An 11,142-nucleotide genomic window follows, 5' to 3' on the forward strand; every position below is an offset into this window, starting at 1 on the left:
TCCACAAACGCTTTGGAGGAGATGATCGTTTTGATTTGAGCACCTTCGCACGCATTTTGCAGTCCGTCAACTCCGGCGGTAAAGTTGAGCATTGCAGGGGTTCGCCCTTGCGCGCTAAGACCCAATATCAGTGCCAATGTCGGAACCGCCGTCGGCATCAATACCCCGATCGCTTCTGAGGGCACACTGTGACGTGATAGCAATCTACCCAACCCCAATGTCATCGCCAGAAGCTGGCGGTAGGTGTATTCGATCTGTTTGGTATCCTCGATAATTTTTCGTGAGCTTCCATAGATCGACAGCGCATCGAGAAATGCACCGTAGAGATCATTCGGACGGCGTGATTCAAAGAGACATTTTTGCAACAGTGTCCGCATCGCTTCACCCGATTTAGTCCGTCTCTCATGTCCACTCCCCCCCTCGCTGATGCGCAGTCGTGTCGGGGTGCAATAGGTGAGAGTGATTTGAGGAAACCATCGTGTCGGATGATCGCTTCCCATACGCGATAAGGTGCTAAACGTCGCCCCCTCGATGATAACAGGGTGAATCGTCGCTTCGGTTTTGAGGGTGACGAATGCCGACCCCTCATAAATCTTCATCAAATTCCCAGTGGTCGTGATCCGCCCCTCGGGGAAGATAACCACAGCTCGTCCGCTCTCGACGAGGCGGATGATCTGTTTGATCGCCATCGGATTGGAGGGATCAACGACGAGGTATTCGCTCAAGGATAAAAACATCCGAACCAGCGGTCGTTTAGCAATCTCGGTATTAACGACGAATACCGGCTGAATCGGCAAAAACAGCCCCAAAATCAACCCGTCCAAAAACGATTGATGGTTGGCGATGATCACCGTGTGATTCTCTTCGCGCTGGAACTCTCCGACCACCTTGACCCGAAATAAAAAGCGGACGATCACATACAAAATCGCTTTAATCATTGATTATTTCCTTGCAAATAGTTGAGTACATTTCCGAACGTTTTTTCGAGTAACGGCTTGTTAATCCAAAACCATACCTCTTTCCCCTTTTTTTCACTCAGCAATACTTCGGCCTGACGGAGGATTTTCAGATGATGCGAGACAGTGGTACGCGCCAGTGTCGAAGCTTCCGATATTTGTCCTGCGGTGAGCCGCTCATCCGGTTCAAACAGCATCAACATCCGCTGCCGGTGTTCATCCCCTAACGCGGTAAAGATATCGGACATCGGTTTCCATTCGGGTGGAAGTACATCGGTATAATTGGTTTTCATGGTTATAATCCTAAATTCTTAAACATATAGGTATGATAATAAATTTGAGCTAACATTATTCTGAATTACTCACGGGAAGTGCCTCTAAATGGGCTTGGTATAACCCTAGTGCCACATAAACGTATTTCGATTTGACATAGGCGGGGCGGATTGCACCCAGACGCGCTTCTATCTCCTCCATCGTGTACCCAAGATACAGCATCCACGCGCTGATCGCCATAACACTGCGAGAGAGCCCAAGAGCACAATGGACATACACACCGTTCTCTTTTTTCGCCTCGATCATCATAACGACGCGGTGCAGTGCCTCGGGAGAGGGGATCGTCAAATCTAAAAACGGCATTCTCGTCTGCTCCAAAGCAGAGCGGTTGATCTGATGTTCCAACGCCAGATTAATCGCATGGTTGATCCCATATTCACTGAGTTGAGCGTATTCAGCCTTTGCCGGATGGCGTCCGAAATAGACCCGATCCTCCACGTGGCTCATCAGTGGCAATTTCCGTTTGTACCATCGCCATGAGAGGTTCGTCCCGACAAAATAAGGGGCAAAAAGGCTCCACTGCCACCACGAAGCACGAGCATTTTCCCCCGCAATAAGATGGTTCAGCCCAAAGGCGTAGGCAATGGCTACCAACGTCATCGAGAGAAAGAGCCACAGCGCAATGAGTGAGTGATACACGAACGCACCAACGAGAAACAAAACCGCCGTCGCCAAATAATAAAGACCCACTTTGAGACTGCGCGGAGTGGTAAATCGGTTCAATACTTTGCTGTTTTTATGGATCATGGCAACAGCCGCTCCCCCGACTAATGCCCCAGTGGGGAGGTCGATAAAATGGTGTTGATACACCAGCAATGTTGAGAGTGCGATGAGCCATAACCACAGTGCCACGGCATATTTTAGAAAAACGTTTTTCAAATGAGAGCGCATTGACATCCACAACACGATGGCAAAACTGATGTGCAGTGAAGGAAGCTGATTGTAGGGCAGATCAGCACTGAGAATCCCAAAAAGCCATTGATACTCATCGATTTTTGGTTTTTCAAACCCAAATTGAAGAGGAAAAAGGGTAAAGACGAGAACCGAAAAAGCGACGATAAAGAGTACCCGCAAAGCGAGGATACGAAGTTCCATACGGCTCTGCGGGAGTAAAAACGCGATACAAAACATCACATCCGAGGACATATAGGGGATGATAAAAGAGGGGACGAACGGAATGTGACGCTCCCACTCCATAAAAAAGGAGGGGTGGGGAGTGAGCGAAGCATATTGATTCGCCGCACCGTAGAGGATAAAAAAGAGCGCACCCATAAACAAAACCCATACAAAACGCTCTTTGAGAGTGGCAGAGGCGCTGAGGGCAGGATCAAACGGATACATGGTTATCTGCGTCGCGCCGAAGATACGGTGAAAATACCCCAATCATCGATCCGCATCCCCTCTTTTTCAAACCCGTACGCACCAAAGAGGGCATCAAGCTCATATTGACTTCGACGGCGCATAATCCATTGGGTTTGCTGATGGTTCCCTAACACATGGGCGATTTGCTCCAACTGCGGATGCCACGGCTGACCTGTATAGACTAGATAGCCATCCTCTGCGATCATCGACACAATCCCCTCAATAGCGTTTTGAATCAGGGCGTTTTGTTCGAACAGCTCGAACACCCCTGAGACGACAACAATATTCGGCTCATAAACGCTTCGGTCGTAATTGGTTTTATCAAACGCATCGGCTTGCTCATAGCGGATGTTAGAGAGAGCTCGCTCGTTTGCCAATGCGCGTCCTTGCTCTACGTTTTGTTCCTGATAATCGCGCACTAGCACTTCGATGTCGGGATACTCAAGGGCTAGTTCGATCAGATAGCGTGCAGGCCCACCGGCGATGTCGAGGATTTTTACTTTTTTCCCCTCATTACGCAGCTGATCGATTTTTTCGCGAATGGTCGCGATGGCGTTGACTTTACGCTGACGAATCCCTCTCCATCCGATGCTTTCCAGATAGTTTTTATCGGACATTTTACCCAGCAGCCCCACCCCGCTTGGGGTATTTTTATAGACATAATCGAGCGTCACCCCCGAATCAAATCCGTATTTCAGCCCGATTTTCATTCCATCGCTCATCCAGCCCAAGGTGTTGAGCATAAAACGCTGAACCCCAAAAGAGAGTTTTTGACACGTTGTGATCTCCCCTCGTGCAATCTTATCTTTTTCATTTTGGGTCAGGGTGATGAGATGCTCACTCATATTGGTTTTAGGGGTACTAAAACACTCCTCCATAAACGATCCGATTTCATCAATCGCTTTTTGTGCTTCCGATTCATAAAGGACACCGTGATAGAATCCCTCCAACTCCACAAACCGCTTTAGCGGTGAACTGAGGCGGTCATAAAACACCTTTTGCACACGGCTGTCCACGACATAATCCGATGTTGCCGAAAGTACCAGCGTCGGAGTTACGATGTGGCTCGCATCCTCTACCACTCTTCGAGCGGTATCGAGGAGCGTCACGAGTTGACGTGCAGGGATGTTCGGGGTGATCAGAGGATCAGTGTTGTATCTTTCTTGCTCTGTCGTGTTGTGAGTCAAAAACTTCGCTTTGACGTAGGATTTGATGTTCATGCGGGGATTAAACCGTATCATCAGATCGAGGGAGGGTTTGGCGAGGGGGACATAGAGTTTGATCACGAACGCCGGAGCAACCAATGCCATCCCCGCGATGCGAGGCGCATAATCGTGTACCCACGTCGAGGCGACAACCCCCGCGACCGAGTTGGCAACGACGAACATATCTTCGGCACTTTTGCCTTCTTTAGCACAAACATAACGAACAAACGCCTCCAAATCGCGCACCAGATTCATAAACTCATACGTCGCCTCTGCGCGGGTGTATCCGTGCCCACGGTTGTCATACGAGAAAACTTTGTATCCTTCAAATATTGCTGAACGGGCAATGGGGTCGAGACGCTCTGAGTGCTCATGTCCACGATGGAGGAGCAACACGATTTTGCCGTTAGGGACAGCGGGCGACCATTCGCGGTAAAAAAGCTCTGCGCCGTCGAAGCTGGTAAATGTTCCAGTTGTCATAGTGTCATTCTCCTAATAGTTTGGTGTAATTGGTATAGATGGAATTCTCTGCGGGGAAATACTCTAAAATCGCTTTGGCGTAGCGGTCAAACGGGTTTGCTTCGCGGGAGAGTTCGAACCGTTTGCGATACGGGAGATCATAACTGTTGAACACCGTACTAAAAGGGACGGGAAAATCGGTGCCGAATAGGAGCTTGTGATGGATATCACTCTGTCGGCTTAGATGACGCAACACTTTTGCCCGAACCGGGGTGAGGAGGGCCGAGATATCGGCGTAGAGATTATCATGCTCTTTTAGCATTTCAAGGAGGATGTAATACTCGTCGTTAAAATGTTTCGGATTTTTCGAAAGTGCCTGAAAAATACGGCGCGGTTCATAGGTGAGTGCCATGTGGGCACAAATTACCTGCACTCCCGCTTCCAGCGGATGATCCAACATCTCGATACTCTCACACGATTTAAAAGAGTAAACACTGCTCTCACTTCCCACATGGACGATCAGAGGCAGAGCGCGAGCGGCGAGTTTGTCGAAATAAGGACGATAACGTGCCTCACGGGTATCAACCCCCCAGTAGTTTTGCAAAAACTTCGCCCCGCGAAATCCTGCATCGGCATAGCGGTCGATGAGATCGAGCGCATCGGGGCGGTTGGGATTGATCGAGAAAAAGGGGATGATGACATCCTCATTCCCTCGGTACAACGTCGCTACATCTTCATTCGTCGCACAAACGGTGATGTCCTTGTGGAGACTTTTGCCCGCATCATCGACCCGATCATCGACGCCGAAGAGGACGATTTTCTCGACGTGCTGAGAGTTTCGCACCGATGAAACCAGTGCGCGGGTGTATTCGCCATAGGGATCACGCACGAGGGCTTTTGGGTCCATTCCGAACTTTTTGGCAAAAAAGTGGAGAGCCAATTTGTCGTACGAGCGTTGGAACGCAACGTCACTACTGAGGAGGTGAGTATGGATATCGATTGTTTTCATAACTATAATCCTAAAAACTTAGACATATCGAAATATTACGGGTGATTTGCTGAATTTATTCTGAAACAAGTGTTGGATCATTTGATTTGAGATACATTCATGTGTTCCCCTCCTTTCACTAAAAAGCTCCCGATCAATGTAAAATGATCATCTTCATCCACATAAGCCGATATTTCTACAGAACATTTCTTACCCTCATGAAGGGTAATCATCTCGAATGGAAATGCGAATTTAGTATTAGCGGGATATTGTTTAACAGCATTTTTGAAAACATTACTGCGCGTCAAAATAAAAATTGACTCTTCTTTTGATATATATGAACAAGCTGTTTTTTGTTCGATTGATTGTTCCTGTGCCATCAGAGTACTTAATAGCCCAATAGTAATCCAAAAAACTTTTTTCATCTCTCCCCCGCCTTTTTAATAACTTCTTCCAACTGCTGAGTAAATATTTGAGTATCTTCCTCTCCGATCATCATCGGCTCCAGTATATGAACATCGATGATAAAGGGGACGAGTAGTGCTTCCCCTTTGGGGAGGACTTTTCCAGCACCGCCGAGATAGATCGGGATAACGGGAACCGTTGGGGTCATTTTCGCCAGATGGGCAACCCCCGATTTGAATTTGCTCATCTGCTCCGCTTCCCCGCGACTCCCCTCGGGAAAGAGGATGATGCTATCTCCCGCTTCGAGGGCTTGGCGCACCGATTCGAGGGGATGGGTGTGCGATCTCTCTACCTTTCGGCTCAGGGGGATAATCCCGATAAACTGGGTCGAGAACCACGCGATTAGGCGGTTTTTCATAAAATAGTCCGCCGCCGCGACGGGGCGGATGCGGTGGATTTTGTGGAGGGGAAAGAGGCTCATAAGCACCAGCGTATCGAGATGGCTGTTGTGGTTGGCGACGAGGATGGAGGGTTTATCGGGTGATAGGTTTTCACGTCCTCGCACGTGCACCCCGAAAATCAGCAGTACCGTAGGGCGGACGATGAGGGCGAAAAAGAGCCATTTTAGCATCTCATCCTCCTAATAGTAGAGATAGTAGGTGAAATGAAAAAAGAGCGGTGCGGTATAGGTGAGACTATCGACGCGATCAAGTATCCCCCCATGCCCCGGCAATAGATGTCCCGAATCTTTTACCCCGATGTCCCGCTTGACCATCGAGATGACGACATCGCCGACGAACCCCGCACCGCTGATGAGCATCCCCGCCGCGAGGGCTTGAAGCGTCGTAAAAGGGGTGAGAAACGAAAATACCACTGCCAGAGCGCTGAGAGTGACGAACGCCCCCACGAACCCCTCGATCGTTTTGTTGGGGCTTACTTTCGGGACGATTTTGTGTTTACCCAGAGCCTTGCCCCAGAGATACTGCAATACGTCGTTGAGTTCGGTGAGTACCACCAAATAAAGCACCAACTCTTTACCCGCGACATCATGCCCAGCCACAGCAGGGAGAGTCATCATATAGGCGAGGTGGCTGAGACCGAAGACGAACATCATCAGCCCCCACTGTACACGGCTCGTGTTCTCTAAAAAGCCCTGTGTCTCCCCGATGAGCACCTGACGAAACGGCAACAGCAAAAAGAGATAGACGGGGATCCAGATGATAAACATCCCATACCACTGTAAACCCGCGAACCAGTACTGAAAGACGATGGAGAGGTAGGCGTAAAAGATGATACGACGATCCGTTCGACGGGTCGGGATGAGGGTGAAATACTCTTTGAGGGCGAGATAGCTGATGAGGGCAAAAAAGAACATTGCTACCGTGGTGTTGAGCATCGCCCCAACGTTAAATGCGCCGATAATAATCCACCATGAGGTGACGCGGTCTTTGAGTTCTTGGGAGGTTTTGGTACGAAATAGTACCGATACGATCACGGTGGCAAACGCCAAAATCCCTAAAATAATCAGAAGAACTATTCCGCTTTTGCCAAAAAAAAGTGTGCTGATGGTCTCTAACATGATTTTAACCCCCGCACAGAACGTCGAAGCACTGTCCATCCCCCCATCGCTGTCGCGACGATCATAATGGCATCAAACCAACCCTCGGGCAAAACTCCCAACCCAAGAGCCAGCGAGAGGGCACCGATCACAAATGCACGATCACTTTTCCCCATAGGACCATCATACCGACGTACTCCGCCGATCACTGCCCCCAGTACCCCCGCCATCTCGGTGAGAATTGCCATGATGACAAACAGCACCACCCAAAGTGCCGATACACTGCCGATCAGCGCAAAGGGGAGATAAAGCGCCACATCGGAGAGGACATCGCTCATCTCGTTGAGCATTGCCCCCGCATCGCTTTTCATATCGTGCTCTTTGGCAAGCATCCCGTCGATCGCATTAAGTGCCATTCTCACAAACATCACAAGCGGTATAGTAAGTAATATCCATGTTGCACCGTGGGTGAGAGCAATCGTACCCCCTGCGATCAAAGAGAGCGCTAATGCCGTGTAGGTGATTTGATTCGGAGTTACCCCTGCGCGTGCCAGAGTTTGAACCATCGGACGGAGTAGGTTTTGGAATGCAGGTTTGAGATCGTAGATAGTCGCCATTCGTTTTCCACTGAAAAGATAGAGTATTTTAGTATAAAAAAACAAAAAATACTATTTTTAGGTTATACATTCAATCGCACCCATCAAAATGCGACAATCCACTCACATTGTTTTTTTATACTTCACGTATTACTTGTCAATAACTTGACGACATCCATAAAAGGAGAAAAGCGTGATTTACAATTCTTTTGATAACTCTGTTTGTTATGCCGGTACACCGATGATTATTGAAATTGACAAGTTTGATACGATTACATATGCCAATCGAACTTTTTATGAAATATCCGGCTATGAAAAAAGTGAACTAATAGGAGTTTCGCATAAAATTTTACGCCATCCTGATATGCCCAAAAGTATCTATACAACCATGTGGGATACCATAAGTCATAATATTTCATGGCAAGGGTATGTTAAATATCGGTACAAAGAAGCTCAAAGCTGCTGGGTAAAACTGCACATTGTGCCTGTAGTTGATGAGAGCGGGGTTCCTATCCGCTTCATCTTATCTAAAACAGCCCCCGATATAGAGACCGTCGCACAAGTTCAACAAAGATACAGTAAACTTATCGAAGAAGAACAAAAATTACTTTTTAAAGCTGAAATTGCCAATCGGGTAAGCATTCAAAGTATTCACAACAATGTGATAGCTCTTTAGATAACGGGTATCCCGTTATAATTCAAAAAATAGTATAGATGGAGATTACCATGCGTTCACTTACTCTCGCCGCTTTATTGCTTTTGGTTTCCAATGCGAATGCATTGGATTTCGGTTCACTTATGCAAAGCATTGCTCCCGTAGCCCAAAGCGCTGCCCCTATCGCCGATAGCACCCTCACCTCTAACCCGTTGATTAAAAACATCACGACAACCCTCGGTGTTACCCCGACCCAAGCGATCGGAGGAGCAGCAGCCGTGATTAATGATGCGAAAGGGAACATGAAACCAACCGATTTCGCAGCTCTTACCAAACAAGTACCCCAAGCATCCACACTTCTCAATGCCGCACCTGCCGGTTTACTCGGACTAGGCTCTTTGGGCTCTCAATTCTCATTTTTAGGGATGGACGCCTCGATGATCGATAAATTCTCTCCCTTGGTTCTTGAGTATCTTCAAAGCGGTGCGACTCCGGGTATGGATAAAATCCTCACCGCAGCGTTTGCTCAATAATGTTCTCTCTTCCATGCATTATTTTTGCAGGCGGTAAAAGCTCTCGGATGGGTGAGGATAAATCGCTCCTCCCCTTCGGAGGGTTCTCATCGCTGAGCGAGTTTCAATACCAACGCCTCACCCAGCTCTTTGCGCATGTAGCCATCTCAACCAAAAGCGCTGACAAGTTCTCTTTTAAAGCAGAATTTATTCTCGATCCGATTGAAGTTGATTATGCCCCTACGGCAGGATTTGTCAGTGCTTTTAAAGCAATCAACGATGATCGGATAATGGTTTTAAGTGTCGATACACCTTTTGTGGATGCATCGATATTTCAAAAATTGATTGATTCGGATCGTGAAGAGTTGGATGCAGTAATCGCCACAACAAAAACGGGAAGCCATCCGCTGTGCGGAATCTACCACCGATCTCTTTTCGAAGAGTTTGAACGGATGCTAGCCGAAGGGGATCACCGATTGGGCAAACTCCTTGCCTCTTCTAATACGCTTTACGTTGAATTTACGGATGAGGCACCATTTGCTAACCTCAACCATCCGCACGAGTACCAAGAGGCACTTAAACGTATTGAACGTTAAACATTCATACTCTCCTCTTCCGCGCATCTTTTGCACGGTTCTTTCTCGCTTTTTCGCACCAAATAGATAAAGACGGCAAACACCAACAGTAAAAATGCCAATGCCGCGATAAGCGTCGATGCATACGGTAAATCTTTATAATCATGAAGCGCGATCTTAAAGACAACCAAAAGGGCCTCAATCAATAAAGCAATAATGATCGAAACGGAGAAATTGAGCAGTGTTTTAGCGTTAAACGCATCACTGACATGCTGGGTTCGCGGCAATACCTCCTGCTCGAAAATCGTTTTCCCTAAATCGTAAACGGCAAGTCCCAGCGTCAAAGCGATAATCGGTTTAAAAACCGTATCCATACTGAGAGGTTCACTTCCAACCAGATATCCGATAAAAGTATAAAAGCCGTACAGCACAACAAATACTCCAAAAAAGAGTAATCCGCCGCCGATAACCGCATACGATGAGCGATTGATCCGTTTAAATACATCATTTTTCTCAATCAGATCAAATCGCTCCAACAGACTCCGCACCCGGAAATCCAAAAACAGATATCCGTCTGAAACTGCATAAATAACCGTTATACACAAATGCCCGGTTGCAGTTGAGATATAGGGTTCACTGACATGGCACCCTTTTTGGATAGCCACCTCATCGACCAAATAGGCACGATCGATTCCGGCATGGTGCCCCTCTTCACGATCCGCATAAATATTGGGTGAATTTTGGACAAATCCTTCATCGCATTTGTAAATGAGTTCCAAACTCGGAAATGTTTTATAAAGACGCTCGGCAAGCTGTACATTGAAAGTTTTTAAACTGACTCGACCTAAGGAAGTAAGGATAAATTTTTCGATCAACGGGGCATTTGCGGCATAGCTTCGTACTAAATTTTGCATCATTTTTCACTTATAATTTATTTTTTAGTTTTTGCCTTTTCAAGGCGAATTAATTGTGTAATTATAGTTATCAGTCTTGCCCCGCACTGTAGTCATCACTGCAGGGCAATCCTTAGGAATCTTGAAGGAGGTTTTATGAACATTTCGGAATTACGTACTATCCTTTAGCACCACCAAAATCTCATGACAAAACTATAGCCCATTTTTTATCAACAATATGGTTATTTTTTAATCAATGCCCGATTTACAACTCTAAGCTATAATAATAAAAAGATTATTAGGGTACATACATGAATTTAACCCATCTCGATGAGCGTGACCGTCCAAAAATGGTCGATGTCTCTGATAAAAATACCACATCGCGTGTAGCAGTTGCCAGTGGACTGATTACAATGAGTCAAGACGCATTTGATGCAGTCATCCAACAAACCGCAAAAAAAGGGCCTGTCCTTCAAACCGCCGTAATTGCCGCCATAATGGGGACGAAAAAAACCTCAGATATTATCCCGATGTGCCACCCGCTCAACCTCAGCGGTGTCAACTGCGACATTGACGAGCTTCCCGAATTACCGGGATTCCGCCTGAGTGTTACTGCAAAACTGAGCGGTCAGACAGGGGTCGAGA

The 11,142-nt window shown here is 47.2% G+C and carries 14 protein-coding genes; 4 read left to right on the forward strand and 10 right to left on the reverse strand.

Annotated features, from left to right (window positions below; genetic code table 11):
* The 9 genes from A3G19_RS06590 to A3G19_RS06630 all read right to left on the reverse strand — a co-directional run.
* A partial coding sequence (locus A3G19_RS06590; protein ID WP_294871391.1) for a 1-acyl-sn-glycerol-3-phosphate acyltransferase occupies nucleotides 1–938 on the reverse strand: 938 nt, incomplete at its 3' end.
* Nucleotides 935–1,249, reverse strand: a complete 315-nt coding sequence (locus A3G19_RS06595) for a metalloregulator ArsR/SmtB family transcription factor (protein ID WP_294871393.1) — start codon at nucleotides 1,247–1,249, stop codon at nucleotides 935–937. The genes A3G19_RS06590 and A3G19_RS06595, both read right to left, overlap by 4 nt.
* 55 nt (nucleotides 1,250–1,304) lie before the next feature.
* Nucleotides 1,305–2,672, reverse strand: a complete 1,368-nt coding sequence (locus A3G19_RS06600; RefSeq protein ID WP_294871396.1) for a dual specificity protein phosphatase family protein — start codon at nucleotides 2,670–2,672, stop codon at nucleotides 1,305–1,307.
* The gene (locus tag A3G19_RS06605) at nucleotides 2,633–4,336 is read right to left on the reverse strand and encodes a bifunctional alpha/beta hydrolase/class I SAM-dependent methyltransferase (RefSeq protein ID WP_294871399.1); all 1,704 of its coding nucleotides are present in this window, start codon (nucleotides 4,334–4,336) and stop codon (nucleotides 2,633–2,635) included. Before A3G19_RS06605 ends, A3G19_RS06600 begins: the two co-directional genes overlap by 40 nt.
* Before the next feature lie 4 nt (nucleotides 4,337–4,340).
* Nucleotides 4,341–5,324, reverse strand: a complete 984-nt coding sequence (locus A3G19_RS06610) for an amidohydrolase family protein (protein ID WP_294871402.1) — start codon at nucleotides 5,322–5,324, stop codon at nucleotides 4,341–4,343.
* Nucleotides 5,325–5,401: 77 nt separating this feature from the next.
* Complete coding sequence (locus A3G19_RS06615) at nucleotides 5,402–5,728, reverse strand: hypothetical protein (RefSeq protein WP_294871406.1); 327 nt, start codon at nucleotides 5,726–5,728, stop codon at nucleotides 5,402–5,404.
* Nucleotides 5,725–6,339 (reverse strand): lysophospholipid acyltransferase family protein, encoded by a 615-nt coding sequence (locus tag A3G19_RS06620; RefSeq protein WP_294871409.1) that lies wholly within the window; start codon nucleotides 6,337–6,339, stop codon nucleotides 5,725–5,727. Before A3G19_RS06620 ends, A3G19_RS06615 begins: the two co-directional genes overlap by 4 nt.
* Nucleotides 6,340–6,348: 9 nt before the next feature.
* On the reverse strand, nucleotides 6,349–7,287 hold the full coding sequence (locus A3G19_RS06625; protein WP_294871412.1) for a phosphatidate cytidylyltransferase: 939 nt from the start codon (nucleotides 7,285–7,287) through the stop codon (nucleotides 6,349–6,351).
* The gene (locus A3G19_RS06630; RefSeq protein ID WP_294871415.1) at nucleotides 7,281–7,883 is read right to left on the reverse strand and encodes a CDP-alcohol phosphatidyltransferase family protein; all 603 of its coding nucleotides are present in this window, start codon (nucleotides 7,881–7,883) and stop codon (nucleotides 7,281–7,283) included. Before A3G19_RS06630 ends, A3G19_RS06625 begins: the two co-directional genes overlap by 7 nt.
* Before the next feature lie 172 nt (nucleotides 7,884–8,055).
* On the opposite strand from A3G19_RS06630, the gene A3G19_RS06635 reads away from it, so the two are divergent.
* From A3G19_RS06635 to mobA, 3 genes are read left to right on the forward strand one after another with little or no spacing between them, the layout of a single operon-like run.
* Nucleotides 8,056–8,538, forward strand: a complete 483-nt coding sequence (locus A3G19_RS06635; RefSeq protein WP_015654720.1) for a PAS domain-containing protein — start codon at nucleotides 8,056–8,058, stop codon at nucleotides 8,536–8,538.
* Nucleotides 8,539–8,588: 50 nt separating this feature from the next.
* A complete protein-coding gene (locus A3G19_RS06640) occupies nucleotides 8,589–9,050 on the forward strand; it encodes a DUF2780 domain-containing protein (protein WP_015654721.1) in 462 nt (153 codons plus the stop codon).
* Nucleotides 9,050–9,625, forward strand: coding sequence for a molybdenum cofactor guanylyltransferase MobA (mobA, locus tag A3G19_RS06645; RefSeq protein WP_294871417.1), 576 nt, complete (start codon nucleotides 9,050–9,052; stop codon nucleotides 9,623–9,625). The genes A3G19_RS06640 and mobA overlap by 1 nt, the downstream gene beginning before the upstream one ends.
* On the opposite strand, the gene A3G19_RS06650 is transcribed toward mobA, so the two are convergent.
* Complete coding sequence (locus A3G19_RS06650) at nucleotides 9,622–10,521, reverse strand: hypothetical protein (protein WP_294871420.1); 900 nt, start codon at nucleotides 10,519–10,521, stop codon at nucleotides 9,622–9,624. The genes mobA and A3G19_RS06650 overlap by 4 nt on opposite strands.
* A gap of 287 nt (nucleotides 10,522–10,808) precedes the next feature.
* Here A3G19_RS06650 and A3G19_RS06655 point away from each other — a divergent pair.
* Nucleotides 10,809–11,142, forward strand: a 334-nt coding sequence (locus tag A3G19_RS06655; protein ID WP_294871422.1) for a cyclic pyranopterin monophosphate synthase MoaC, incomplete at its 3' end; no start/stop codon positions are given.

This window comes from Sulfuricurvum sp. RIFCSPLOWO2_12_FULL_43_24, from assembly GCF_001829605.1.
Lineage (GTDB): Bacteria > Campylobacterota > Campylobacteria > Campylobacterales > Sulfurimonadaceae > Sulfuricurvum.